The organism is Streptomyces sp. S3(2020) (assembly GCF_013044505.1).
Lineage (GTDB): Bacteria > Actinomycetota > Actinomycetes > Streptomycetales > Streptomycetaceae > Streptomyces.
Genome location: NZ_JABERD010000013.1, coordinates 55,421 through 82,263, shown reverse-complemented (window position 1 = coordinate 82,263; position 26,843 = coordinate 55,421). Strand labels below are relative to the sequence as shown.

The following is a 26,843-nucleotide window of genomic DNA, read 5'->3' as shown; positions in this document are numbered from 1 at the left end:
ATTGAACGCCCCACGTGACTCCTGCGTACCCACTGCCATCCAGGCGCCCCGACAAGCCGCCGACGACCGGCGGCACTGACCCCGTCCTTCAGGAGGTCGAGTAGTTTGAGTCACAAGCGAATTCCGAAGCGCAAGGCCGCGATCGCAGCGGGCAGCGTGGTGGCGCTCGGAGCAGCCGCAATTCTCCTGCCGCAGGCCAACGCCGGCCAGGACAGCTCCTCGGGCCAGGCTGCCGCCCCCAAGACCCTCAAGGCATCGGACGCCTCGGACCTCGCCTCGCAGCTCGCGGACCTGCTCGGCGAGGCGTTCGCCGGTTCGTACTACGACGCGGACCAGCAGCAGCTCGTCGTCAACGTCATCTCGGGCGACAACAACAACGTGATCGTCCAGGCGAAGAAGGCCGGCGCGGAGATACGCGAGGTCGACAACAGCCTCGCCGAACTGGCGGCCGGCGCGCAGACGCTGAAGGCCGACGCCACCATCCCGGGCACCGCCTGGGCCGTGGACCCCCGGACGAACAAGATCCTCGTCACCGCCGACACCACGGTCACCGGCGACAAGTGGGACCAGCTGGAGTCCACGGTCCAGACGCTGGGCTCGGGCATGGCGACCATCAAGAAGTCGGCCGGCACCTTCAAGACGTACCTCTCCGGCGGCGACGCCATCTTCGCCGGCGGCGCCCGCTGCTCGGCGGGGTTCAACGTCACCGCGGGCGACGGCACCCCGGCCTTCCTGACCGCCGGTCACTGCGGTGTCGCGGCGGCGGAGTGGTCCGACGCGGACGGCGGCGCCCCGATCGCCACCGTCGACCAGGCCACCTTCCCCGGTGACGGCGACTTCGCGCTGGTCAAGTACAACGACCCGGCGACCGTCGCACCGAGCGAGGTCAACGTCGGCGACCAGACCGTCGCGATCTCCCAGGCCGCGGACGCCACGGTCGGCGCCCAGGTGTTCCGGATGGGCAGCACCACCGGCCTCGCCGACGGGCAGGTCCTCGGACTCGACGCCACCGTCAACTACCCGGAGGGCACCGTCACCGGGCTCATCCAGACCAACGTCTGCGCCGAACCCGGCGACAGCGGCGGCTCGCTGTTCACCCAGGACGGTCTGGCCATCGGTCTGACCTCCGGCGGCAGCGGCGACTGCACGGTCGGCGGCGAGACCTTCTTCCAGCCGGTCACCACCGCCCTGGAGGCGGTCGGCGCGACCCTCGGCGCGGGCGACGCGGCGGGCGGCGAGGAGGCCGGCGCGGGTGACGAGGCCGGTGCCGGTGAAGAGGCCGGCGCGGGCGAGGAAGCCGGTGCGGGTGAAGAGGTCGGCGGCGAAGAGGTCGGCGGCGAAGAGGTCGGCGGCCAGGAGGTCGGCGGTGAAGAAGTCGGCGGTGAAGAGGTCGGTGGCCAGGAGGTCGGCGGCGAGGAAGCCGGCGCGGGCGCGGAGGACGGCGCCTCGGACCTGACCGAGACCCACTGACCCCACTGCCCCACCAAGCCCCACCAGCAAGTCCACGGACACGGTCCGGCCCTCCGGCGGGAGGGCCGGACCGTTCGTGCGTCCCGGCACGACGGCGTGGGTTCCGGGCGCGGACGGCGCAGAGTCACCGCGGACACTCCACGGAACGGTCACAGGGGCTGCGCGGGTGTCTCATAAGCGCTGTAATGGCGGACGTGGTCAGTGAGGGCGCTGCGGGACGCAGAACGGGAACGCCGCGTGCCGAAATCGCCCTCAAAGCGGTCACGGCCGATCCGGGCTCGCCCGAACGGCTGCGGCGCGTCCTGGAGCAGGTGCTCGTCTTCGCCAGGGCCTCCTTCGCCGGCGTGTACACGCCGAGCCAGGACGGCGAGCTGCTGTGCCTGGTGGAGTCCGTCGGGGTGCCGCGGACCCTGTACGGCGTGCGCGACGGCTATCCCGCCGCCGGACAGTCCCCGGTGGCCGACGTCCACCGCACCGGCAAGGCCGCCTGGCTCGGCCCCGAGGAACTCGCCGAGGCCGCCGAGGCACGGCGTACACCGGCGGGGGACTTCTGCCTCGCCGCCCTGCCCGCCCGCGGGGACGGCGGCACAGGCTGTCTGGTCGCGGTGAGCGAGCGTCCGGACGGCTTCGACGCCGACGACCGGGCCTGTCTGGAACTGATCGCCGACGCCGTGGCCTACGCCGCCCCGGCCCGGCCCGCCGAGGGCGAGGAACTGCTCGCCAACGCCTTCAGCCTCGCCATGGACACCGGACGCGTCGAGGTCGGCGTCGACATCCTGGAACTGTTCCGCATGGGCCGCGAGGACTTCGACGGCCGCGTCGAGACCCTGCTGGCGCTGACCGTGCCCGAGGACCTGCCCTCCCTGATGTCGGTCGTCGAGGCGGACCACATGTCCATCGGCGACCGCGAACTGGAGTTCCGGGTCCTCCAGCCCACCGGCCCACCCAAGTGGCTCAGACTGCGCGGCCGCCTTCTGCCGGGCCGCGAGGGCCGGCCCGCCCGCCTGGTGGGCACCGTCGCCGACGCCTCCACCCTGCGCTCCGACGTCACCGACGTGGCCCGCGTCCAGCGCCTGGCCGCCGCCCTGGCCACCGCCGGCACGGTGCGTGACGTCAGCCAGGCCGTGGTCGCCGCCCTGCGCAAGCCGCTCCAGGCCGACCGCATCGCACTCGCCGAGCTGGAGGGCGACCGGCTCATCGTCACCGTCCTGGACCCGCCCGAACAGGAGTCCTGGCCCGAGCTGTGGCGCCTGGAGTGGCGCACCGAGTGGCCCGACGCGCCCGTACGCGCCATGCCCACCCTCGCCGCCGCCCTGAGCGAGGGCCGCGCCCAGATCTGGCCCGCCGGCACCGCCCTGGAACCCGCCCTCGCCGAGGTCGGCCCCGGCGGCCTCGCCGTGCTGCCGCTGCCCGGCGGGGGCCGCATGGCCGGCGCCTGTCTGATCGGCTGGGACACCCCGCACGAGTTCGGCCCCGACGAACGCGCCCTGCTCACCGCCTCCGCCGGCCTCGCGGGCCAGGCCCTGATGCGGGCCCACGCCTTCGACGCCGAACACGAGCTCGTCGGCATGCTCCAGCGCCAGCTGCTCCCGCGCCGCCTGCCCAAGCTGCCCGGCGCCATCGCGGTCGCCCGCTATCTGCCCAGCACCGCGGGGCTTGAGCTGGGCGGCGACTGGTACGACGTGATCCCGCTGCCCGACAACCATGTCGCCCTCGTCATCGGCGACGTCCAGGGCCACAGCGCGGCCGCCGCCACCCTGATGGGCCAGATGCGCACCGCCCTGCGCGCCTACGCCGTCGAAGGACACCCGCCGGACGTCGTCGTCTCCCATGCCAACCGGCTCCTCATGGACATGGAGACCGACCTCTTCGCCACCTGCTGCTATGTCGACGTCGACATGGAGGAGGGCTCCGCCTGGTGCGTACGCGCCGGACACCTGCCGCCGGTGCTGCGTCACCCGGACGGCGCAACCGAGATCGCCGAGGCCGACGGCGGCCCGCCCCTCGGCGTGGTCATGCAGGCGGACTTCCCGATGACCCCGCTCAGGCTCCGGCCCGGCACCCTGGTCGCCCTGACCACCGACGGCCTCGTGGAGTCCGTCGACTCCGACATCGACGAGGGCATGGACCGCTTCGCCCACGAACTGTCCGTCTCCGACCCCGCCCACCTGGGCCTCGTCGCCGACGCGCTGCTGGGCAGCGCCCGCCGCAGCGACGACGTCGCCCTGCTCCTCCTGCGCTACGACGGCATGGCCACCCGTCCGCAGCGCGAGAGCTGGACGGTGTGGCGCGTCCCGCAGGCCGTCGGCCACGCCCGCCGTTTCACGCGGCGCACCATGCGCGCCTGGGGCGTGTCCGGCGATGTCCTGGACACCGTGCTGCTCGTCGTGTCCGAACTCGTCACCAACGCCCTCGTGCACACCGACGGCCGGGTCCGCCTCGACCTCACCCTCGTCAACCACCGGCTGCGCGTCGCCGTCGCCGACTCCTCACCGCGCACCCCCGCGAGGGCGACCCGTATCGGCTGGGAGGCCACCGGCGGGCGCGGCATCCTCCTCGTCGAGGCCATGTCGGACGCCTGGGGGACGCTGCCGGTCAGCGGGGGCAAGCAGGTGTGGAGCGAGATCTCACTGGAGGGGTGAGTGCCGAGCGACGCTGGCGGGGTACCCGGTTCCGTGAACCCCGCCGTGCGTCCGTGGAGCAGAAGGAAGTTGAACCCCCGTGACGGTGAGGACCGAGCCTGTTACCGGCGAACCAGACTAAGGTGAACCAAATGAAGGCTCTTGTCCTGTCTGGTGGCGCCGGTACGCGATTGCGGCCGATCACCCACACATCGGCCAAGCAACTCGTGCCCGTGGCCAACAAACCCGTCCTTTTCTACGGTCTGGAGTCCATCGCGGCCGCCGGGATCACCGAAGTCGGAGTGATCGTCGGTGACACCGCCGCCGAGATCGAGGAAGCCGTCGGCGACGGCTCGAAGTTCGGCCTGGAGATCACCTACATCCCCCAGGAGCGCCCGCTCGGACTGGCCCACGCGGTGCTGATCGCACGGGACTTCCTCGGCGACGACGACTTCGTGATGTACCTCGGCGACAACTTCATCGTCGGCGGCATCTCCGGGCTGGTCGACGAGTTCCGTACCAACCGGCCCGCCGCCCAGATCCTCCTCACCCATGTGCCCGACCCGCGCTCCTTCGGTGTCGCCGAACTCGACTCCGCCGGCCAGGTGATCGGCCTGGAGGAGAAGCCCGAGACCCCCAAGAGCGACCTCGCCCTGGTCGGCGTCTACCTCTTCACGCCCGTGATCCACGAGGCGGTCCGCGCCATCGAACCGTCCTGGCGCGGCGAGTTGGAGATCACCCACGCCATCCAGCACCTCATCGACATCCACGCCGACGTCCGCTCCACCGTGATCAAGGGCTACTGGAAGGACACCGGCAACGTCGGAGACATGCTGGAGGTGAACCGTACGGTCCTGGAGACCATCGAGCACCGCATCGACGGTGAGGTCGACGAACGGTCCGAGCTCGTCGGCCGGGTGGTCGTCGAGGAGGGGGCGCGGATCGCAGGCTCCCGTGTCGTCGGCCCGGTGATCATCGGCGCCGGGACGGTCGTCAGCGACTCCTATGTGGGCCCCTTCACCTCCGTCGCGGAGAACTGCCGGATCCAGGACAGCGAGTTGGAGTTCTCGATCGTGTTGCGGGACTCCTCGATCCAGGGCGTGGGGCGTATAGAGTCCTCCCTCATCGGCCGCCATGTCGAGGTGACCCCGACGGCCGGTATGCCCAGTGCCCACCGCCTCGTGCTCGGAGACCACAGCAAGGTGCAGATCCATTCATGAATCTCCTCGTCACCGGCGCCGCCGGCTTCATCGGCTCCCAGTACGTGCGCAGACTCCTCGCCTCGGAGGCCTCCGACGCGCCACGGATCACCGTGCTGGACAAGCTCACCTACGCGGGCACCCTGGACAACCTCGAACTCGACCACCCCCGGCTGGAGTTCGTCCAGGGCGACATCCGTGACGCGGAGCTGGTCGACAAGCTCATGGCCGACGCCGACCAGGTCGTGCACTTCGCCGCGGAGTCCCATGTGGACCGCTCCATCGCCGGCGCGACCGACTTCGTGATGACCAACGTGGTCGGCACCCAGACCCTGCTGGACGCGGCCCTGCGGCACGGCACCGGCCCGTTCGTGCACGTCTCCACCGACGAGGTCTACGGCTCCATCGAGCACGGCTCCTGGCCCGAGAGCCACCCGTTGCAGCCCAACTCGCCGTACTCGGCGTCCAAGGCCTCCTCCGACCTGCTGGCCCTCGCCTACCACCGCACCCACGGCATGGACGTCCGCGTCACCCGCTGCTCCAACAACTACGGGCACCACCAGTTCCCCGAGAAGGTCATCCCGCTCTTCATCAGCAACCTCCTCGACGGCCTGAAGGTCCCCCTCTACGGCGACGGCCGCAACGTCCGCGACTGGCTGCACGTCGACGACCACTGCCAGGGCGTCGACCTGGTGCGCACCAAGGGCCGGGCCGGCGAGGTCTACAACATCGGCGGCGGCACCGAACTCAGCAACAAGGAACTGACCGGACTGCTCCTCGAAGCGAGCGGCGCCGACTGGGACATGGTCGAGTACGTCGAGGACCGCAAGGGCCACGACCTGCGCTACTCCGTCGACTGGACCAAGATCCACACCGAGCTCGGCTACCAGCCGCGGCACGACTTCGCGACCGGCCTCGCCGAGACCGTCGCCTGGTACCGGGAGAACCGTTCCTGGTGGGAGCCGCTGAAGCGACGCGTCGCCCAGGAGCACGCATGAAGTGGCTGGTCACCGGGGCCGGCGGGATGCTCGGCCGGGACACGGTCGACGAACTGACCCGCCGCGGCGAGCAGGTGACGGCCCTGGACCGCGCCGCGCTCGACATCACCGACCCCGACGCCGTCGAATCCGTCCTCGCCGGGCACCACCCCGACCTCGTGGTCAACTGCGCCGCGTACACCGCCGTCGACGACGCCGAGACCGACGAGAAGCAGGCGCTGCTGATCAACGGCGACGGCCCGCGGAACCTCGCCCGCGCCTGCGCGGCCCGGGGCGCGCGGCTGGTCCATGTCTCCACCGACTACGTCTTCGCCGGCGACGCCCGCGGCACCCCGTACCCCGAGGACCACCCGACCGCGCCGCGCACCGCCTACGGCCGCACCAAACTGGCCGGCGAACAGGCCGTGCTGGAGGAGCTCCCCGAGACCGGCGCCGTGCTGCGCACCGCCTGGCTCTACGGCGCCCACGGCCGTAACTTCGTCAGCACCATGATCGCACTGGAGGCCTCCCGCGACACCGTCGACGTCGTCGACGACCAGCGGGGGCAGCCCACCTGGAGCGCGGACGTGGCGACCCGCATCGCCGACCTCGGCCCCCTTTCCGGCCGGGACGCGAGCGGTCTCTTCCACGCCACCAGCTCCGGCGAGACCACCTGGTACGGACTGGCGCGTGAGGTGTTCCGGCACCTCGGCGCCGACCCCGACCGGGTGCGGCCGGTGGGCAGTGCGGCCTATCCGAGGCCCGCGCCCCGTCCCGCGTACAGCGCGCTGGGTCATGCGCGCTGGGAGCGGGCGGGCCTCGCCCCCATCCGAGACTGGCGGGAGGCGCTGGGAGCGGCCTTTCCGTCCCTGGCGTGACCATCACAGAGGGAGATTCCGGAGCATGTCGATCAAGTCGGCCGTGAAGAAGGCCGTCAAACCCGTCGTCGGTGAGCGCGGCTGGCAGACGCTGCGCAAGGTCAAGCAGCGGACGGTCGGTCCCCAGCCGAAGCCCAAGCCGAAGGCCCTCACGGGTGTCGCCGCGATCTCCGACGACCTGTGCAAGCTGGCCGCGCACTTCAAGACCGACAAGTGGGGCGCCCACAAGTACGCGCAGCACTACCAGCGCTACCTCCAGCACCTGAAGAACAAGGAGTTCAACCTCCTGGAGATCGGCATCGGCGGCTACGCCCGGGCCGGCCAGGGCGGTGCGTCGCTGCGGATGTGGAAGGCCTTCTTCCCCAACGCGCAGATCCACGGCGTGGACATCCAGGACAAGTCGTTCGTCGACGAGGACCGGATCACGACGTACATCGGCGACCAGTCCGATCCCGACTCGCTGCTGTCCATCGCCGGGAAGATCGGCAAGCTCGACGTCATCATCGACGACGGCAGCCACCGCAGCCCGCATGTCATCACCACGTTCAAGACCCTCTTCCCGCTGCTCGCGGACGGTGGCATCTACGTGGTCGAGGACACCCAGAGCTCCTACTGGCCCGAGTGGATGGGCAGCGAGGACCTCGACTCCCCGGACACCAGCATGGGCCTGCTCAAGCGGCTGACGGACGGGCTGAACTTCGAGGAGTTCGTGGACGAGGACTACAAGCCCACGTACACCGACCGCAACATCGTGGGCGTCCACTTCTTCCACAATCTCGTGATCATCGAGAAGGGCGTGAACGCGGAGGGCAGCAACAAGCGCCAGGCGCTGAAGGCCCGCTACGGCACCGACACCGCCAAGGCCACGAAGGCTTCCTAGTACGACAGCTCCTGGTACGACAGCAGTGGACCCCGCCCTTCGAGCCGAAGGACGGGGTCCACTGCTGTCCGGTCAGTCTCCGGGCCGCCCGGCGCGCAGCCGCTCGTAGTAGCCGGAGCACTCCTCGTACGAGGGAAGCAGCCCGGACCGCTCCGCCTCGGCCAGCGACGGCGCCTGCCCGTCCTTCTCCGACAGCACCGGCGTGATCCCCTCGGGCCAGACGATGCCCAGCTGCGGGTCGAGCGGGTGCACCCCGTGCTCACGTCCCGGCGCGTATCCCGTCGAGCACAGGTACACCACGGTGGCGTCATCGGTGAGCGCCATGAACGCGTGCCCGAGCCCCTCCGCGAGGAACACGGCGTGCCGTGTGTCGTCGTCGAGCCGCACCGCCTCCCAGCTCCCGAAGGTGGGTGAGCCGACACGGATGTCCACCACCACGTCCAGGACGGCGCCGCGTACACAGGTGACGTACTTGGCCTGGCCGGGAGGCACATCCGCGAAGTGCACCCCGCGCAGCACGCCCCGCTTGGAGACCGAGCAGTTCGCCTGCGCCAGCGACAGGTCGTACCCGGTGGCCTCGCGGAACTCCTCGCCGCGGTACCACTCGTGGAAACTGCCCCGCTCGTCCGGGAACACCTTGGGTTCCAGCACCCAGGCGCCCTCTATGCCCAGCGGTCGCACGCCGCTACCTCCTGCCGTTCTTGATCCGGGACGTCGCACCGCGCAGCACCCTGCCGAGCTTGCGGCGGACCCGGCGGGCCAGCCGCTCCAGCCCACCGGGGTTGGGCGCGCGCACCGCGCGGACCGTCTCGCCGGTGACGCGCAGGGCGAACGGCAGCACCAGGAAACGCGGTTCGGTCGCCTCCGGGACGGGACTCAGCGCGACCCGCCAGGTGGAGGCCCTGAGTTCGGCGAGCGGCAGCTCGGCCTCCAGCACCGATCCCGAGCCGTCGGCGGCGGGGGAGAGGGTGCCGGGCACGTCCACGATGCTCGCGGAGCCGAGCCGCAGCACGATCTTCCGCTCCCCGGCCACATACAGCGGCAGGGGCACCTGGATGTGGTCGTCGGAGACGGTGACGGTCCCGGGCGTGGCACGGTCCAGGCCGAGCCGTTCGGGTGCGCGGTCCACGGCGAGGGCGAGGTTGCCGTGCGGGTGGGTCCAGTACGGCAGGACCGTACGGCCGCCCGCGACGGCGGCCTGCGGTACGGGCCGGTCGTGGGCCGGGGCCGGGCCCAGCCGGCACTCCTTGGTCCAGCCGCCGAGGCGGACGCGGACGAAGGCGTCCCAGAGTCCGTCGGCCGGGGGCACGCCGCCCGCCGCGGTGGCCGGGTCGACCGTGGCCGTCACCCGCAGCACCAGCCGCACCCGGTCGCCGTCGCCTTCCGGGACCGTCTCCCGGGTGACCTGCACGGACTGGAAGTGCTGGGCGGAGCTGGCGCGCTCGCGCAGCAGCAGGTCGCCGGTCGTCGTGTCGAACCGTGCCACGGAGTCGGCGGACACCCACGCGATGGCCTCGGCGGCGTCCAGCGGCGGACCGCCCGTCGCCGGGACGCCGTCGGCGGGGAACAGCATCGGCTCGCCGCCCGAGGTGAACTCGGTGCGCAGAGCGACCCGCAGCGAGCCGTCCTGCCACTCGACGCCCTCCGGGACCGCCCTGAGGGCGATGCCGGCCTCCCACTCGGCGAACGCGACGACATCGGCGTAGCGGTCCGCGGCGATCAGCTCGGCCACGACGCGCTGTGTCGGCGGGAGCCCGGCCGCGACGCCGGGGCCGAAGCGCTCGACGACGGTGGCGTGGATCTCCGTGAACAGACTGCGGCGGTAGTCCTCGGGCATCGCCAGCAGACGCTTGCCGCGCATCCGCTCGACCATCTCGTTGCGCAGCCAGCGGCGGAAGAGACGGTCGCGCAGGTCTCCCGGCTTGGTGTACGTCTCGACGACGTCGAGGGCCTCGCGCAGGTTCTTGAAGTACCCCGCCGGTTCGAACTGCTGGAAACCGGCGTTGGAGGCGTCGTCGCGGCGCACGTGGTAGTAGCACACGTAGTCGCTGAGCACGGAGACGTTGTCCGCGCGCAGATACGCCTCGGCGATGAAGACGTGGTCCTCCAGGCGCCGCCGGCCCTCGGGGAAGCGCAGTCCGATGTCGTCGAGGAAGGCCCGGCGGAACATCTTGTGCGGGGTGAGGCTGTCGATGAGCGGGGCGTTCTCGACCGTCGCGTGCGGGTGGTTGCGGCGGAACAGCTCGACGGGGACGGGACGTCCCTTGCCGGCCATCTTCCCCACGATCACGTCGGCGCCGTTGGCCACGCCGTAGTCGTACATCCGCTCCAGGGCTTCGTCGCCGAGGTAGTCGTCGTTGTCGACGAACATGACGTACTCGCCCTGGGACGCGGCGATCCCCACATTGCGCGGCTTGCCCGACCACCCGGAGTTCTCCTGGTGGATCACTCGGACGTGGGAATCCTCGGCAGCGAGCTCATCGAGCCTTGCCGGTGTTCCGTCGGTGGAACCGTCGTCGACGAAGACCACTTCGTACTCGTCGGGAGGCAGCGACTGCCTCTTCAGAGATGCGATGCAGTCCTCGATGTAAACCCCGGGGTTGTACACGGGGACGACGACGCTGACCTTGACCGGCATGAGGCTCGGTCCCCCTTGGGTCGCTTGTCGTTTCTGTCACGGTGCGGTGCTTGTGGCCAGATGCTAACCCGACGGCATTACGGTTCCGGCTTCGGCAACCGCCCGTATCGGATACCGATCAGGTGAACGTTGACGCTCTCCCACTGATAGTCGGACCGCAGGGTGAACCTCCGTGCGCGAGTGTCGAGTTCTCGGCTCCGGTGTCTCTCTGGGGACCTGTGGATCGCGGAAGACATGTCGCCCATGTAGAGCGCTTGGTCGAGTGAAAGGTTGCGGTCGGCAGGCGACGGATGTGCGCCGGCGGGGCTCCGGGGCTTCCATGTCACTCGATCGGTGTCACACCATGACCGTCCGTGAGGTGCGCGGGGGACGCGTACAAAGGCCGGGCCGCTCCGTGTGTGCGGAAGCGGCCCGGGCGCTGCGAGTGTGCGCTGTCACGGACCTCCTTCCGGCAGAGGTGCCCAAGAGGGAGTGCGCCCTCTTCCGTTGTGCCCCCAGCTACCCGTCGTCGCCGGTCCCAACCCCCTGATTCGGCGGATGTCGGTGGCGTCTCCCCGCTGAGGTGGACGGCGTGCCGACCGGCACCACGCTCGTACGCCGTCTGCCCACCACCCGGTTCCCCCAATGGGCCGACCTCCCCCTCGCCCCGGTTCAGCAGTCCGCCATGGACGAGCATGGCCGGGGCTAGCGGCGCCGCCACCGCCGTAGCACCACCACCAGGGCCACGACCACCGCCGCCGCGACCGCCGCACGCTTGGCGACCGGGACTCCGGCCGCGCGGAAGAGGTCCAGTGGCTCGTCCGCCGGCGCCGGTGTCTCCTCGGGCTGGTCGCCCAGCTGTTCGGCGAGGTTCTGCGCGAACTGGCCGATGATCCGGTCGCCGACCTCGGCCATCACCCCGCGGCCGAACTGCGCCGGACGCCCGGTGACCGTCAGATCGGTGCGTACCGACACGGCTGTGCCGCCGTCCTGTTCGGTGAGTGTGCCGGTGACGGTGGCGCGGGCGGTGCCCTGGCCGCGGGTCTCGCGGCCGCTCGCGATGAGGACGATGCGGTGCGCGTCCTCGTCCTGTTCCTCGAAGACGGCGGTGCCCTTGTACGTCACGGTGATCGGCCCGACCTTGACCTTCACCGAGCCGTTCACCGTCTTGCCGTCGTAGTCCTCCACGGTCGCTCCCGGCATGCACGGCGCGACGCGTTCGATGTCCAGGAGCGCCCGCCAGGCGTCGTCGACCGGTACGGGCACGGTGAACTCGTGGTGCAGTTCCATGACTTCCTCCGTCAATGGGGGTGGATGGCTCCTGCGGTGGCTGTCAGAGGGGTTCCCGTGCCGCCCCATCTCAGCGCGACGATCTCGGCGGCGACGGACACGGCCACCTCCTCCGGGGTGCGGGCGCCGAGGTCGAGCCCGACCGGGGAGCGCAGCCGGGCCAGTTCACGGTCCGTGAGCCCGGTCTCGACCAGCCGCTTCATCCGGTCGTCGTGCGTACGACGGCTGCCCATCGCCCCGATGTACGCCGCGGGCCGGCGCAGCGCCTCCTGAAGCAGCGGGACGTCGAACTTGGGGTCGTGGGTGAGGACGCAGATCACCGTGCGCTCGTCGGTGTCCGTGCCCTGGAGGTAGCGGTGCGGCCAGTCCACCACCACGTCCACGCCCCGCGGGAAGCGTTTGGGGGTGGCGAAGACCGGGCGGGCGTCGCACACGGTGACCCGGTAGCCGAGGAAGTCACCGATCCGGGCGACCGCGGCGGCGTAGTCGATCGCGCCGAAGACGAGCATGCGCGGGGGAGGCGCGAAGGAGTGCAGGAAGACGGTGACCGCGTCCTCGCGGCGCTCACCGTGCGGGCCGTAGTGCCGCAACCCCGTAGCCCCCAGGGCGAGTTCACCGCGCGCGTCGGCGGTGACCGCCACGTCCAGACCGTCGGCGCCCAGGCTCCCCGCGACCCGGTCCGGCCACACGGCGAGGGTCCCCCCGCGCGGCGCGGGACCGTCGGTCACCGTCGCCACGGTCACCGGGAGCCCCGCCGCCACCGACCCGGCGACCTCGCCGAAGACCGGGTCGGTCGCCGGGGAGACGGGCCGCACCAGCAGGGTGATCTCGCCGCCGCAGGTCAGCCCCACCTCGAACGCGTCCTCGTCGCTGTACCCGAAGGTCTGCAACCGCGCCTCGCCGCTCGCCACCACCTCCTGCGCGAGCTCGAACACCGCCCCCTCCACACAGCCGCCGGACACACTGCCGACGACCTCGTCCCCGGGTCCCACGGCCATCGCCGCACCGGGGTCGCGCGGCGCGCTGCGGCTCACGGCGACGACGGTCGCCAGACCGAACGGCACTCCCGCCGCGTACCAGGCGCTCAGCGCCGGGAGAATCTCACGCACGATCCGCTCCTCTCACGACCGCCGCCAGGCTCTCCAGCGCGGCCAGGCTGTGCCCGTCGACGAACGTGTCCACGCTCGGCAGCGCCGCCGCCATACCGGCCGCCAGGGGCGTGTAGCCGGGGCGGGCCCTGCGCGGATTGGCCCAGATCACCCGGTGGGCCAGCCGCCGCAAGCGTCGCATCTGCGCCGCCAGCACCTCCGGATCGCCACGCTCCCAGCCGTCCGAGAGCACCACGACGACCGCGCCGCGTGCCGTCCCGCGCTGCCCCCAGCGGTTCAGGAACTCGCGCAGCAGCACACCCAGCCGGGTACCCCCGCGCCAGTCGGGCACGGCCGCCGCGACCGCCCTCATCGCCAGGTCGGGGTCGCGGTGGGACAGTTCGCGGGTCACCCGGGTCAGCCGGGTGCCGATCGTGAACACCTCCGTGCGCGGACCACGGGCGGCCGCGTGCGCGAACCGCAGCAGCGCGTCGGCGTACGGCGCCATGGAGCCGCTGACGTCCACCAGCAGCACGACCCGGCGAGGCCGCTCGGTCCGCCGGTGCCGACACAGTCGTGCGGGTTCCCCGCCGCGCCGCAGCAGTTCCCTGACCGTCCGACGCGGATCGACGTCCCCACGCCGGGCGGGCCGCCGCCGCGCACTGCGACGGGTCTCGCCTCGCAGGGCGAACACCGCCAGCAGACGCCGCAGTTGCTCACGCTCGACGGCGTCCAGCTCGGCGACGTCCCGGTGACGGAGGACCTCGGCGGAGCCGGCGAGAGAGGTTGTGGGCGGTCCTTCGTCGTCCGCAGATGTCGTACGAGACTCAGCGGCATCCCGCACGAGCAGCCGCAGCCGGGACAGCGGGGGTGCGGACGCCTCATGCCGAGCCCGTTCACCGGCACCGAAGTACGCGGCGAACACCCGCTCATACCGCTCCAGATCGTCCTGGCTCCCGCACAGCGTCACCCGCCCCGCCCAATACACATCCGCCCGCAGGGAGGGCCCCAACACATCCACGGCCCGCAAAAAGGCATGCACCCGCTCAGCACTGGCGTCAACGCCAGCCGCACGCAGGGCACGAGCAAAACCAACGAGCACACCGTCGCCGAGAAGGGGCGCGGGGAACTGCGCGACCAGCCCCCACGGTGCAGCAGACGACCAACGACCCATCACCGCACATCCACCGACGCACGCAGCACCGCCGCGAAATCCAGCCCCTGCGCCCGCTCCACGTCCTCCCGATACTTCAGCACCGACCCCAGCGTCGTCACGGCCAACTCCGCGTCCACCTCACTCGCACCCAACGCATCCAGCGCCTCGGCCCAGTCGATCGTCTCGGCCACGCCGGGCGGTTTCACCAGATCCTCCGAGCGCAAGGTCTGCACCAGCGCGGTCACCTGCTCCGCCAGCCGCTCCGACACCTTGGGCAACCGCCGCCGCACGATGGCGAGTTCACGGGCGAACCCGGGGTGGTCGAACCAGTGGTAGAGGCAGCGCCGCTTCAGCGCGTCATGCACCTCACGGGTGCGGTTGGAGGTCAGCACGACCACGGGCGGGGCCTCGGCCCGCAGGGTGCCCAGCTCCGGAACGGTCACCGAGTACTCCGAGAGCAGCTCCAGCAGAAACGCCTCGAACTCGTCGTCCGCGCGGTCGATCTCGTCGACCAGCAGGACCGACGGCTGGGTCTCCAGCGCCCGCAGCAGCGGCCGGGCGATCAGGAAGCGCCGGTCGTACAGCTCGCTCTCCAGACGGTCGGCGTCGGTGACCCCGGCGGCCTCGGCGGCGCGCAGATGCAGCAGCTGGCGTGGGAAGTCCCAGTCGTACAGCGCCTGCGAGGCCTCGATGCCCTCGTGGCACTGGAGCCGGATCAGCGGGGCGCCGAGTGCCTCGGCGAGGGCGGAGGCGAGCGCGGTCTTGCCGACGCCCGCGTCGCCCTCGCAGAAGATCGGCCGGGCCAGCCGGAGGGCCAGGAAGCAGGCGACGGCCAGCCCGTGGTCGACGAGGTATCCCGTCTCCTCCAGGCGGGCCCGCACCTGCTCCGGGCCGTCGAACTCCGTGATCGTCCCTCACCCCATTCCGGCGGCGGTCAGCACCGCCCGCTTGGTGAGCACCCGGGCCAGATGCGCCCGGTACTCCGGCGAGCCGGACAGGTCCCGCGACGGCTGGGTCCCGATCGCCGCCGCCTCCGCGGCCCGCGCCACCGCCTCCGCGTCCCCGGCACCGGTCAGGGCCTCCTCGGCGGCCGTCGCGCGCAGCGGGGTCGTGCCCATGTTGGCCAGACCGACGCGTGCCTCGGCGATCCGCCCGTCGTCCCGGCGCACCAGCGCGGCCACACCGACGATCGGCCAGGCCTGGGCGACCTGGTGGAACTTCTCGTAGTGGAAGCCCCAGCCGTCCGTCTTGGGCACCCGCACCTCGACGAGCAACTCGTCCGGTTCCAGGGCGGATTGCAGATAGTCGACGAAGAACTGCCGGGCGGGGACCGTGCGCCGTCCGCGCGGTCCCTGGACGACCAGTTCGCCGTCCAGGGCCAGGACCACCGCGGGCAGGTCCGCGGCCGGATCGGCGTGCGCGAGGGAACCGCCGAGGGTGCCCCGATGCCGTACGGCGGGATCCGCGACGGTCGCCGTGGCGGCGGCGAGCAGGCCCGCGTGACGGCGTACCAGCGGGTCCCGGATCACTTCGTGGTGCGTGGTCATCGCGCCGATGACGAGGGTGCCGCCGTCCTCGCGGACCCCGTGCAGTTCGGGGATGCGGCCGACGTCCACGACCAGTTCGGGGAAGGCGAGGCGGAGCCTGAGCAGCGGCAGCAGGCTCTGCCCGCCGGCCAGTACCTTGGCGTCCTCGCCGGCCCCGGCGAGCGTGCGTACCGCCTCGTCGACGTCGGCCGGACGGGCGTAGTCGAATGCCGGGGGAATCATGCCGAGGCCTCCTCGATGGCTCGCCACACCCGCTCGGGGGTGCAGGGCATCCGTACCTCCGTCACGCCCAGCGGGCGCAGCGCGTCCACGACGGCGTTGACGACGGCGGGCGTGGACGCGATCGTCCCCGCCTCACCGACTCCCTTGACGCCCAGGGGGTTGGTGGTCGACGGCGTCTCGGTGCGGTCCGTCACGAAGTCGGGCAGGTCGGCCGCGGACGGGACGAGGTAGTCCGCCATCGTGCCGGAGACGAGGTTGCCCTGGTCGTCGTAGACCGCCTCCTCGTACAGCGCCTGCGCGATGCCCTGCGCGAGGCCGCCGTGCACCTGGCCCTCGACGATCATCGGGTTGACGACCTTGCCGACGTCGTCGACGCAGACGTACGACCGGATGCGGGTCCGCCCGGTCTCGGTGTCGACCTCGACCGCGCACAGGTGGGTGCCGTGCGGGTAGGAGAAGTCGTCCGGGTCGGTGAGGTGTCCGGCGTTGATGGTGGGTTCCATGCCGTCGGGCAGGTCGTGCGAGGAGAACGTCTCGAAGGCGAGCTCCTGGAGGGTCTTTCGGGCGTCGGGGGAGCCCTTGACGGAGAAGACGCCGTTCGTGAACTCCAGGTCCCGCTCGCTCGCTTCGAGCAGATGGGCGGCCACCTTCCGGGCCTTGTCCACCACCTTGAGCGCCGCGTGGTGAACGGCCGTGCCGCCCACCACGAGGGAGCGCGAGCCGTAGGTGTCCATGCCCTGCGGGGCGGCCCGGGTGTCGCCGTGCACGACCTGGACGTCGTCGAACGGCACCCCCAGGACGTCGGCGGCGATCTGGCTCCAGCAGGTCACATGGCCCTGTCCGTGCGGACTGGTCCCGGTGACCACCTCGACCTTGCCGGTGGGCAGCACCCGCACGCTCGCCGCCTCCCAGCCGCCGGCCGCGTACCTGAGGTCCCGCAGCACCCGGCTCGGCGCGAGCCCGCACATCTCGGTGTACGTCGACACACCGATGCCGAGGCGTACGGAGTCTCCCCGGTGGTTGCGGTCCGCCTGCTCGGCGCGGAGCTTGTCGTAGTCGAAGAGCGCGAGCGCCTTCTCGGTCGCGGCCTCGTAGTTGCCGCTGTCGTAGGTCAGGCCCGCGATCGTCGTGTACGGGAACTCCTCGTGCCCGATCCAGTTCCGGCGCCGCAACTCCACGGGATCCAGGCCGAGTTCGACCGCCAGCTCGTCCATGATCCGTTCGATGGCGTACGTCGCCTCCGGGCGCCCGGCGCCGCGGTAGGCGTCGGTGGGGGTCCGGGTGGTGAAGACGCCGGTGACGTCGAGCTCGTAGGAACCCATCTTGTAGATCCCCGGGTACATGAACGCGCCCAGGATCGGGATGCCGGGCGTGACCAGCATCAGATAGGCGCCCATGTCGACGAGGAGGTCGGCCTTGAGGCCCAGCAGGGTGCCGTCGCGGTTCGCGGCGATCTCGATGTCCTGGATCATGCCGCGGCCGTGGTGGGTGGCCAGATAGCCCTCGGAGCGGGACTCGGTCCACTTGACCGGGCGTCCGAGGCGGCGGGCGACCGTGAGGGCGATGACCTCCTCGCCGTACACCTGGAGCTTGGAGCCGAAGCCGCCGCCGACGTCGGGGGCGATCACCCGCAGCTTGTGCTCGGGGACCCCGGTGACCATGGCGAGCATGATCCGCAGGATGTGCGGGATCTGGGTGGAGGAGTAGAGGGTGTACTCGCCGGACGCGGCGAGCGGGGTGACGACGACTCCGCGCGGTTCCATGGCGTTGGGGATGAGCCGCTGGTGGACGTAGCGGCGCTTGAGGGTGACCTCGGCGCGCCGGCGTACGGCGTCGAAGTCCTCGCCGGTCCGCAGCGGCCAGCGGTAGCTGCGGTTGGTGCCCTTGTCGGAGTGGACCAGGGGGGAGTCCTCGGCGAGCGCGGCCTCCAGGTCCAGTACCGGTGGCAGGGGTGTGTAGTCGACCTCGATCGCTTCGAGGGCGTCGGCGGCCGCGTACCGGTCGCGGGCCACCACGACCGCCACCGGGTCCCCGGCGTACCGCACCTCCTCGACGGCGATCGGCGGGTGGTCGGGCAGCACGATGTCCTCGGTCACCGGCCATGCGCAGGGCAGCGAGCCCATCCCCTCGGCGAGGTCGCTTCCGCTGAACGCCGCGACGACACCCGGGCGTCGGAGCGCGGGCGTCACGTCGACGCGGTCGATGCGGGCATGGGCCATGGGGCTGCGCAGGATCGCCAGATGCAGCAGTCCGCCCACGCTGATGTTGTCGGTCCAGTTGGTCTGCCCGGTGAGCAGACGGGCGTCCTCCTTGCGCGGGCGGGAGCGGCCGACCTCGCGCTCGACGGTCTCGCTCATGTCCGCACCTCCTCGGAGGCGTTCTCGGAGACGTCCAGGACCGCCCGCACGATGTTCTGGTAGCCCGTGCAGCGGCACAGGTTGCCCTCCAGGGCGTGGCGGACCTCGTCCGACGTGGGGTGCGGGTTGTCCCGCAGCAGGTCCCGCGCCGCCATGAGCATGCCCGGTGTGCAGTAGCCGCACTGGAGGGCGTGCCGCTCGTGGAACGCCCGTTGCAGTCCCGTCCACTCCCCGTTCGACGTCAGCCCCTGGACGGTGGTCACTTCGCTCCCGTCCGCCTGGACGGCCAGGACCGAGCAGCTCTTGACGCTCGCGCCGTCCAGGTCGACCGTGCAGGCCCCGCAGTTGGAGGTGTCGCAGCCCACGGGGGTGCCGGTCAGGCCCAGCCGGTCACGCAGGTAGTGGATCAGCAGGAGACGGGGTTCGACCTCGTCCTGGTAGTTCGTGCCGTCCACCTTCACCGAGATACGGGTCATGTGCCCTCCCAGGGAACCGTGCGAGGGGATAGCAGGGGGCTGGCGGGGAAAATCGGCCACCTGACGTGATGGGCGTCACTCTAGGACCGGCCAGGGGAGGGGGCGAGAGCTGGGACGCGGCTTTGTTGACCGTTAATTCGTTGGCGTCCGGTGCGGGGGTCTGCTGCACTGCGGGGGACCGACAGTCGATCGACGGAGGAGCGCGGTAATGCGAGGAGCACGCATGTCCACCCAAGAAGGAACGACCCCCTCTTCTAAGGACATGACGCTTCGTGCACGTGCTCAACCTCGGAATTCTCGCCCACGTCGACGCCGGTAAGACCAGCCTCACCGAGCGGCTGCTGCACTCCGTCGGAGTCATCGACGAGCTCGGCAGCGTGGACGCCGGCAGCACTCGGACCGATTCCCTCGCGCTGGAGCGGCAGCGCGGCATCACCATCAAGTCCGCCGTGGTCTCCTTCGCGGTCGACGACGTCACCGTCAACCTCATCGACACCCCCGGCCACCCGGACTTCATCGCCGAGGTGGAGCGGGTGCTCGGCGTGCTCGACGGCGCCGTGCTTGTGGTGTCGGCCGTCGAGGGTGTCCAGGCGCAGACCCGCGTCCTGATGCGCACCCTCCAGCGGCTGAAGATCCCCACGCTGATCTTCGTCAACAAGATCGACCGTCGCGGGGCGCGCTACGACGGTGTCCTGCGCGCTCTCTCCGAGCGGCTCACGCCCGCGGTCGTCCCGATGGGGCGGGCCGTCGGGCTCGGCACCCGGCAGGCCGCGTTCGCCCCGGACCGCGTTCCCGTCGACGTCCTCGCCGACCATGACGACGAGCTGCTCGCGGCCTATGTCGAGGGGACGCTCTCGCAGGACCGGGTGCGCACGGCTCTCGTCGCCCGGACCCGGCAGGCCCTCGTCCACCCGGTGTTCTTCGGCTCCGCGGTCACCGGTGCGGGCGTTCCCGAACTCGTCGCCGGGATCAGGGAGTTGCTGCCGCGTGCCGACGGCGACCCGGACGGTCCGGTCTCCGGGACCGTCTTCAAGGTCGAGCGGGGTCCGGCGGGGGAGAAGGTGGCCTACGTGCGGATGTTCTCCGGCACCCTGCGCACCCGGGACCGCGTCCTGTTCGGTGAGGCGCGGGACGAGGGCCGGGTCACCGCGGTCAGTGTCTTCGACCACGGGACGGACGTCCGCGAGGACGCGGTGGTGGCGGGGCGGATCGCGCGGCTGTGGGGCCTCACCGATGTCATGATCGGCGACGCCGTCGGAGACCCCCGCGAGGCGCACGGGCACTTCTTCGCCCCGCCGACCCTGGAGACCGTGGTCGTGCCGGGCCCGGACACGGACCGCAGGGCCCTGCACCTCGCGCTCGCCCAACTCGCCGAGCAGGACCCGCTGATCGCGCTGCGCCACGACGAGGTACGCCAGGAGACCTCCGTCTCCCTCTACGGGGAGGTTCAGAAGGAGGTCATTCAAGCCACTCTCGCGGAGGAGTTCGGGCTCGCCGTCGGCTTCCGGGAGACCACGCCGCTGTGCATCGAGAGACTGGCGGGGACAGGGGCCGCCGCCGAGTTCATCAAGAAGGACGCCAACCCGTTCCTCGCGACCGTCGGCCTGCGCGTCGACCCCGCGCCGGCCGGGTCGGGAGTCGCCTTCCGGCTGGAGGTGGAGCTGGGCGCCATGCCGTACGCCTTCTTCAAGGCCGTCGAGGACACCGTCCGCGAGACCCTCGGCCAGGGCCTCAACGGCTGGCAGGTCACCGACTGCACGGTCACCATGACCCACTCCGGCTACTGGCCCCGCCAGAGCCACGCCCACCAGGGCTTCGACAAGAGCATGTCCAGCACCGGAGCCGACTTCCGCGGCCTGACACCGCTGGTGCTGACCGAGGCGCTGCGCCAGGCCGGGAGCCAGGTGTACGAGCCGATGCACCGCTTCCGGATCGAGGCCCCGGCGGACACCCTGGGCGCCCTGCTGCCGGTGCTGGCCGCACTCCAGGCCGTGCCGCGGACCACCGAGACGCGCGGCGGGAGCTGCGTCCTCAAGGGTGCGGTGCCGGCGGCCCGGGTGCACGGACTGGAGCAGCGACTGCCCGGACTCACGCGGGGAGAAGGCGAGCTGGAGAGCGGGTTCGACCACTACGCGCCCGTCGTGCGCGGTGATGTGCCGCGCCGTCCGCGCACCGACCACAACCCGCTGAACCGCAAGGAGTACCTGTTGAACGTGATGCGACGAGTGGGGAGTTGAGGTGGCTGAGAAAGAACGTGTGAAGAAAACCTGAGACTTACTCATGAGTCACAAGTGTTGACGGTGGCCGGAAATCGCCCGACTGTAGTGGACATGCCGAATATCCGGTTGCGTCTGCTGGCTGTTCTGGTCGTCCTCTTCGGATCCCTGACGGTGGCGGGTGCCGGGCCCGCCACCGCCGCCGTTCCCAACTCCCTCTGGTTCGACGGCACGGCGCTGACCGTGTCGAACGGCCGCTTCGTCGACGGCCAAGGCCGTGAGGTGGTCCTCCGTGGATACAACGTCTCCGGCGAGACCAAGCTCGACGAGAACCACGGACTCCCCTTCGCCTCCGTGGCCGACGCCAAGAAGTCGGCGACCGCCCTCAGAGCCCTCGGCGGCGGCAACTCGGTCCGCTTCCTGCTCTCCTGGGCGTACGCCGAGCCGGTGCGCGGCCAGGTGGACACGGCCTACCTGGCCGCGGCCACCGCACAGATGGGCGCCTTCCTGGACGCGGGCATCCGCGTCTATCCCGACTTCCACCAGGACCTCTACTCCCGCTACCTCTTCGACCCGGACAGCTGGTACACGGGCGACGGCGCCCCGCAATGGGCGGTGGACCTCGGCAACTATCCGGACGAATCCTGCGGGATCTGCTTCCTCTGGGGCCAGAACATCACCCAGAACGGCGCGGTGAAGGCCGCCCAGTACGACTTCTGGCACAACGCCTACGGCCTTCAGGACTCCTTCCTCACCATGGCCCAGAAGACCATGGCGTACATCAAGCAGAACCTCACCACCGAGCAGTTCACGGGCGTCGTCGGCTTCGACCCCTACAACGAGCCCTACGCCGGCACCTACGAATCCGGCCAGGCCAGCCGCACCTGGGAACGCGATCTGCTGTGGCCCTTCTACGTGAAGTTCCGGGCCCGGATGGACGCGGCCGGCTGGACCGACAAACCCGCCTTCGTCGAGCCGAACCTCTTCTGGAACGGCAACGTCAGCAAGGAGGAGGGCGGCCTCCTCGACGCGGGCAGCATCGGCTCCCGGTACGTCTTCAACACCCACTTCTACGACCAGAAGGCCATCTCCGGCATCCTCATGTGGGGCAACGCCGCAGACGGCCAGTACACGACCGACTTCGGCACGGTCCGCGACCGGGCCTCGGCGCTCGGCACCACGGCCGTCGTCAGCGAGTTCGGCCACCCGCTGAACGGCTCCACCGCCGGTAAGGCGCCGACGGTGCTCAAGGCGATGTACCAGGCCCTGGACTCCCGGGTGAAGGGGGCCAACTGGTGGACCACGCCCGCCACTTCAGGACCGGTACTGTCCGGCTCGCAGTGGCAGTGGGACATCTACAACGGCCGTCACAGCGAGCTCATGAACGGCAACCCCGACAAGGTGCTCACCACCGGGGACGCCTGGAACGACGAGGATCTGTCCGCGGTCCGCCTCGACGACTCCGGTACGGCGGTGCTGCGGCAGGACGCCCGGCTCCTCGACCGGATCTACCCGAGCGCCACCTCGGGCAGCACCCTCGCCTTCACCTACGAGGACCGCTCCCGCGACGGCTCCACGACCCTGACCTGGAACCCGGTCCCGAGCAGCCTGCCCAACGTGTCCAGCCTGGTGGGCTCAGGCCAGTACTCGCTGCAGGTCTGGCGCTCGGGCAGCGGCTCGGCACCCACCGAACTGCACCTCCCGGCGTCCTTCCCGAACGCCTCCACCACCGTGGTCTCCGACCTCGGCACGGCGTACGCCCCGCCGGCGTACACCTCCACCACCCCGGTCGGCACGACCGCCGAACCGGGCGGCACCGGAAGCCGCCGCCTCCTGCTCACCGACACCGACAGCGGCACCCTGCACTACGCACTGGTCACCAACGGGGCCACCGCGCCCTCGGCCACCGTGCTGAACGCCGCCAAGTCCGAACTGGCGGCGTGGATGGCGGCGAAGTTCGCCTGACCTGCTCCGTACGTCGGGGTCGAGGCCGGACCCCGACGTAAGGGCAGCGTCCTCACGCCGGCACCCACGGCCGGGCCGGGTACCACCTCTACGACGAGGCGGTACCCGGCCCGGCTACGCCACGGGCCCTGCGGCGGACCCGGCTGCGCGGCGACCTGAAGAACGGCGGGGCCGGACTCGCGTCCGACGCCGATGACGTCCTGACCGTCGGGTCGGTGCCGCGTACTCCGCCGTTCCCGCGGGTCGCGGCCCTGGGTCCAGCACCCCGGAGCGGGCACCGCGGCGGGACTGCGTGCCGGGGTGCCCGCGATTCCCGGGCCGGTGACGGCGGACCAGCCGTTCCGGTCGCTCACGGCCGGCGCGCTCGACCGTGTTCAGGAGGCCGGGCTCGTCCAGTTCGTCGCGACATGGCCCAGACGGACGCGCTGGGGGTGGTCGCCGACCGGGACGGACACCGTCTTCTGGCCGGTGGCGAAGTCGATGGCCGTGACCTGGTCGGTGCCGCTCTCGGAGACCACGCAGAGCTTGCCGTCGCCGCTGACCGTGGCCCAGTAGGGCTTGGAGGCGGTGACGAGCGGGCCCTCCTGGAGCGTGGTGCGGTTGACGACGGTCGCGTAGTCGTCCATGGTCCCGGCGACGCACAGCTTGGTGCCGTCGGGGCTCATCGAGATGCCGTGATGGCGGGAGTCGTTGACGAACGTGGTGCGGTCGTCGCTGGTCGCCGGGTTCTTCGGGAGGGTCTTGGTGCGGGTGATCGTGTCGGTGGCGAGGTCGTACTCGAAGAAGCCGTTGAAGAACGACACCTGGAAGTAGAGCTTGGACTCGTCCGGGGAGAACACGGCCGGGCGGACCGCGTCGGAGTAGTCCGTGAGGCCGATCGCGTCCAGCTTCGGCCGCATGTCGATGATCTTGACCTGCTGGTACGTGGTGGCGTCGACGACCGTGATGTGCCGGTCGCCCTTCGTCCAGTCCAGCCAGGGGGCGTCGGTGTCGGTGTTCACGTCACCGATCGCCATGTTGTAGATGTACTTGCCGTCCTTGGTGAAGATGTTCTCGTGCGGCTTGTCGCCGGTGGTGAACTTGCCGAGCTGCTTGCCGGTGTTGATGTCCAGCACGTGCACGGTGTTCGAGGTCGAGGCGGACACCGCGACCCGGGTGCCGTCGGGGGAGACCGCCATGTGGTCCGAGCGGTAACCCGACACGGGGAAGCGCCAGTTGATGGCCCCGGTGGACAGGTTGATCGACACGACGTCGGCGAAGCTCGGCCGGGAGACGACGACCGACGCCCCGTCCGGCGTGGTGTACATGTCGTCGACGAACTGGTCATGGCCCTCGCCGACACCGTTGCGGATGGCCATGAAGTAGATCCACTTGATCGGATCGGCGTTGATCTCCGCCATCCGCGCGTCCTTGTCGGGGATGACGTTGATCCGGCCGATCTTCGCCAGGTCGCCCGTCGACTTGAGGACGTCGGCGGTGCCGTCCCAGTTGTTGCCGACGAACAGCACCTCGCGCAGCGCGGCGGCGTCCGCGGCGCCGGCGGTCGCCGGGGCGGTGACGGTCAGGGCGACGGCGGCGGCCAGGGCGCAAAGGTGCCGGGGTCTGAAGGCAGGCATGACGGCTCTCTCCTCCGAGTGGGGTTCATGAGTAGGACATGCCAAGACGGAGCTCGTGAATCTGAATACAGACGCTTTCAGAATCAACTTACTGAAAAGTAAGGAAGGGGCGCCCTGTCCACAAGACTGCGCACACGACAAACTTGCCCAGTCGGAGGACGATCAACGGAGGTGACAGTGGCGGGCAGGCTCAAGGCGCCGACCGGCCGCTACGGCGGCAAGACCGCCGAAGAACGGCAGGCGCTGCGGCGCGGGAGATTCCTGGACGCCGCGCTCCAGCTGTTCGGCGACACCCCCGGCTACCGCAACACCACGGTCGCCGCGCTCAGCGAGGCCGCGGGCCTGTCGACCCGGCAGTTCTACGAGGAGTTCCGCACCATCGAGGACGTCCTCGCCGCCCTCCACCTCCAGGTCAACGGCTGGGCCGAGGCGGCGGTCGTCACCGCGGTGGCCGACGCGGGGTCGCTGCCGCTGGCCGAGCGCGTGGAGGCGATCTTCCGCGCGTACGCCGCGAACGTCACCGCAGATCCACGCCGGGTGCGGATCACGTTCGTCGAGATCATCGGGGTCAGTCCGCGGCTGGAGGAACAGCGCCTTGCCCGCCGCGCCGGGTGGATCGACCTGCTGTGTGCCGAGGCGAACGCGGCCGTGGTGCGGGGGGAGGCGGTGGCGCGGGACTATCGGCTGCCGGCGGCGGCGTTCATCGGTGCGGTGAACGGGTTGCTGCACGACTGGAGTGCGGGGTGGGTGGACGCGACGTTGGACGAGGTGGTGGAGGAACTGGTGCGGCAGTTGTTGGCGATTCTGCGGCCCGTTGGGTGGTGAAGAGCCCGCGGGCCGGTGGGGGCCGGGCGCGCCCGCGCGGCGGAGCCGCACATGGATACAGCCCCGCGCCCCTTTGGGGCGCGTTCTGTCAGGTTCCCAGTCGGTTCAGTGTGTTCAGTACCGGGCCTACTCCGTCCTCCTCCCGGATGCGTGCGCCCAGTGCGCGGGCCCGATCCCGGTAGCCCGGATCGCTGGTGACCCGCTCCAGCGCCGAGGACAGGGCGCCCGTGGTCAGGTGGCGCAGGGGCACCGACCGCGGGGCCACGCCCAGGGCCACCAGGCGCGCCGACCAGAAGCCCGCGTCGAACTGGACCGGCACCGGCACCGCGGGCACCCCGGCCCGCAGTCCCGCCGCGGTCGTGCCCGCGCCCGCGTGATGGACGAGTGCCGCCATGTGCGGGAAGAGCGCCGAGTGGGCGACCTCGCCGACGGTCAGCATGTCGTCGCCGTCGGCGGCGAGGCCGGCCCAGCCCTGCTGGATCACTCCCCGCAGCCCGGCCCGGCGCAGGGCCCGCACGACGGCGGCGCTGAGCCGCTCGGGGTGCGGGACGGTGGCGCTGCCCAGACCGACGAACACCGGCGGTTCACCCGCGTCGAGGAAGTCCCGCAGCTCGGGCGGGAGTTCGGTCCTGACGTCGTACGGCCACCAGTAGCCGGTGACGTCCAGCCCCGCCCGCCAGTCGCGCGGCCGGGCCACCACCAGCGGACTGAAGCCGTGCAGGACGGGCCACCCGCGTCGCTCCCGGTCCCGCAGCGCCGCGCCGCCGCGTCTGCGGCCCAGGCCCAGCCGGGTGCGCACCTCGGGGACGGCCGCGGCGAAGACATGCTCGACGGCCAGCCCCACGCCGTGCCCGGCGGCCCGGTTCCCGACCGCGCCCCAGGACCCGCCGCCGAGCATCGGGGGTGCGAACTCCCGTGTGGGGGCGACCGGTTGCAGACACAGGCCGACGCTCGGCAGGGACAGTCCCTCCCCGATGGCGTACCCCAGGGGGGCGACCGAGGCGGACAGGAGCAGTACGTCGCAGGCCCGGGCGGCGGTCAGCAGATCGTCGGTCATGGAACCGGCCAGCGCCCGCGCCATCCCGATCGCCCGCCAGAGTTTGCCGGGTCCTGAGGCGCTTCGGTGCAGTCCCAGCCCCTGCTCGGACCTCAGCACGTCGCGCGGATCCACCGGCAGCGGATGGAATCCGACCCCCGATCCCGCCACCAACGGCTCGAAGGAGCCATGGGTGACCAGGGTGACCTCGTGTCCCGCCTGTACGAGGCCGTGTCCCAGTCCGGTGAACGGGGCGACGTCGCCCCGGGATCCCGCCGTCATGATCGCTACGCGCACGTCCGCCAGTATGGCCCGGCGCCGCGCCCTCCGGGGCGAACGGCCCGCGCGGAACGGCTACTTCACGCCTGTCACATCCGTTGACTTCCCCCTCCCGTGGCTCTACTTTC

Annotated in this window: 20 protein-coding genes and 1 pseudogene; 10 read left to right on the top strand and 11 right to left on the bottom strand. The window is 71.1% G+C overall.

Going from position 1 to position 26,843, the window contains the following annotated elements:
- The first annotated feature begins 105 nt into the window (after nt 1-105).
- The 6 genes from HLK59_RS07170 (at nt 106) to HLK59_RS07145 (ending at nt 8,025) form a co-directional block, all read left to right on the top strand.
- The gene (locus tag HLK59_RS07170) at nt 106-1,470 is read left to right on the top strand and encodes a S1 family peptidase (protein ID WP_171140401.1); all 1,365 of its coding nucleotides are present in this window, start codon (nt 106-108) and stop codon (nt 1,468-1,470) included.
- 185 nt (nt 1,471-1,655) lie between these two features.
- The gene (locus tag HLK59_RS07165; protein ID WP_171140400.1) at nt 1,656-4,112 is read left to right on the top strand and encodes a SpoIIE family protein phosphatase; all 2,457 of its coding nucleotides are present in this window, start codon (nt 1,656-1,658) and stop codon (nt 4,110-4,112) included.
- A gap of 131 nt (nt 4,113-4,243) precedes the next feature.
- Nucleotides 4,244-5,311, top strand: a complete 1,068-nt coding sequence (locus tag HLK59_RS07160) for a glucose-1-phosphate thymidylyltransferase (RefSeq protein ID WP_171140399.1) — start codon at nt 4,244-4,246, stop codon at nt 5,309-5,311.
- Nucleotides 5,308-6,288, top strand: a complete 981-nt coding sequence (rfbB, locus tag HLK59_RS07155) for a dTDP-glucose 4,6-dehydratase (protein WP_171140398.1) — start codon at nt 5,308-5,310, stop codon at nt 6,286-6,288. The genes HLK59_RS07160 and rfbB overlap by 4 nt, the downstream gene beginning before the upstream one ends.
- Nucleotides 6,285-7,145, top strand: a complete 861-nt coding sequence (rfbD, locus tag HLK59_RS07150) for a dTDP-4-dehydrorhamnose reductase (protein WP_171140397.1) — start codon at nt 6,285-6,287, stop codon at nt 7,143-7,145. The genes rfbB and rfbD overlap by 4 nt, the downstream gene beginning before the upstream one ends.
- 25 nt (nt 7,146-7,170) lie before the next feature.
- Nucleotides 7,171-8,025 (top strand): class I SAM-dependent methyltransferase, encoded by an 855-nt coding sequence (locus HLK59_RS07145; RefSeq protein ID WP_206326864.1) that lies wholly within the window; start codon nt 7,171-7,173, stop codon nt 8,023-8,025.
- Nucleotides 8,026-8,097: 72 nt separating this feature from the next.
- On the opposite strand, the gene rfbC is transcribed toward HLK59_RS07145, so the two are convergent.
- The 9 genes from rfbC to HLK59_RS07095 form a co-directional block, all read right to left on the bottom strand.
- Nucleotides 8,098-8,706 carry a dTDP-4-dehydrorhamnose 3,5-epimerase gene (rfbC, locus tag HLK59_RS07140; RefSeq protein WP_171140396.1) on the bottom strand — a complete coding sequence of 203 codons (609 nt, stop codon included), beginning with the start codon at nt 8,704-8,706 and terminating at the stop codon, nt 8,098-8,100.
- Between the two features lie 4 nt (nt 8,707-8,710).
- The gene (locus HLK59_RS07135) at nt 8,711-10,663 is read right to left on the bottom strand and encodes a glycosyltransferase family 2 protein (protein ID WP_171140395.1); all 1,953 of its coding nucleotides are present in this window, start codon (nt 10,661-10,663) and stop codon (nt 8,711-8,713) included.
- 684 nt (nt 10,664-11,347) lie between these two features.
- Complete coding sequence (locus HLK59_RS07125; protein ID WP_171140394.1) at nt 11,348-11,932, bottom strand: SRPBCC family protein; 585 nt, start codon at nt 11,930-11,932, stop codon at nt 11,348-11,350.
- 11 nt (nt 11,933-11,943) lie between these two features.
- Complete coding sequence (locus HLK59_RS07120; protein WP_171140393.1) at nt 11,944-13,041, bottom strand: XdhC family protein; 1,098 nt, start codon at nt 13,039-13,041, stop codon at nt 11,944-11,946.
- Nucleotides 13,034-13,990, bottom strand: coding sequence for a VWA domain-containing protein (locus HLK59_RS07115; protein ID WP_346779667.1), 957 nt, complete (start codon nt 13,988-13,990; stop codon nt 13,034-13,036). The genes HLK59_RS07120 and HLK59_RS07115 overlap by 8 nt, the downstream gene beginning before the upstream one ends.
- A 203-nt stretch (nt 13,991-14,193) precedes the next feature.
- Entirely contained in the window at nt 14,194-15,057 is an 864-nt protein-coding gene (locus HLK59_RS07110) for a MoxR family ATPase (protein ID WP_171140391.1), read from the bottom strand.
- Between the two features lie 33 nt (nt 15,058-15,090).
- Nucleotides 15,091-15,945 (bottom strand): xanthine dehydrogenase family protein subunit M, encoded by an 855-nt coding sequence (locus HLK59_RS07105; protein ID WP_171140390.1) that lies wholly within the window; start codon nt 15,943-15,945, stop codon nt 15,091-15,093.
- Complete coding sequence (locus tag HLK59_RS07100) at nt 15,942-18,302, bottom strand: molybdopterin cofactor-binding domain-containing protein (RefSeq protein ID WP_171140389.1); 2,361 nt, start codon at nt 18,300-18,302, stop codon at nt 15,942-15,944. Before HLK59_RS07100 ends, HLK59_RS07105 begins: the two co-directional genes overlap by 4 nt.
- A complete protein-coding gene (locus HLK59_RS07095) occupies nt 18,299-18,778 on the bottom strand; it encodes a (2Fe-2S)-binding protein (protein WP_171140388.1) in 480 nt (159 codons plus the stop codon). Before HLK59_RS07095 ends, HLK59_RS07100 begins: the two co-directional genes overlap by 4 nt.
- 272 nt (nt 18,779-19,050) lie before the next feature.
- On the opposite strand from HLK59_RS07095, the gene HLK59_RS07090 reads away from it, so the two are divergent.
- The 3 genes and pseudogenes from HLK59_RS07090 to HLK59_RS50825 all read left to right on the top strand — a co-directional run.
- Nucleotides 19,051-21,015, top strand: coding sequence for a TetM/TetW/TetO/TetS family tetracycline resistance ribosomal protection protein (locus tag HLK59_RS07090; RefSeq protein WP_171140387.1), 1,965 nt, complete (start codon nt 19,051-19,053; stop codon nt 21,013-21,015).
- A gap of 93 nt (nt 21,016-21,108) precedes the next feature.
- The gene (locus HLK59_RS07085; protein WP_171140386.1) at nt 21,109-22,959 is read left to right on the top strand and encodes a cellulase family glycosylhydrolase; all 1,851 of its coding nucleotides are present in this window, start codon (nt 21,109-21,111) and stop codon (nt 22,957-22,959) included.
- 122 nt (nt 22,960-23,081) lie between these two features.
- Nucleotides 23,082-23,301, top strand: a pseudogene (locus HLK59_RS50825) (glycosyltransferase); the annotation flags it as partial.
- Between the two features lie 32 nt (nt 23,302-23,333).
- Here the strand turns inward: HLK59_RS50825 and HLK59_RS07080 are convergent.
- A complete protein-coding gene (locus HLK59_RS07080) occupies nt 23,334-24,575 on the bottom strand; it encodes a YncE family protein (RefSeq protein ID WP_171140385.1) in 1,242 nt (413 codons plus the stop codon).
- A 177-nt stretch (nt 24,576-24,752) separates the two neighbouring features.
- Here HLK59_RS07080 and HLK59_RS07075 point away from each other — a divergent pair, with 177 nt between their 5' ends.
- Nucleotides 24,753-25,400 (top strand): TetR/AcrR family transcriptional regulator, encoded by a 648-nt coding sequence (locus HLK59_RS07075; protein ID WP_171140384.1) that lies wholly within the window; start codon nt 24,753-24,755, stop codon nt 25,398-25,400.
- A gap of 88 nt (nt 25,401-25,488) precedes the next feature.
- Here HLK59_RS07075 and HLK59_RS07070 read toward each other — a convergent pair whose 3' ends face one another.
- Nucleotides 25,489-26,718, bottom strand: coding sequence for a glycosyltransferase (locus HLK59_RS07070; RefSeq protein ID WP_171140422.1), 1,230 nt, complete (start codon nt 26,716-26,718; stop codon nt 25,489-25,491).
- Nucleotides 26,719-26,843 lie beyond the last annotated feature (125 nt).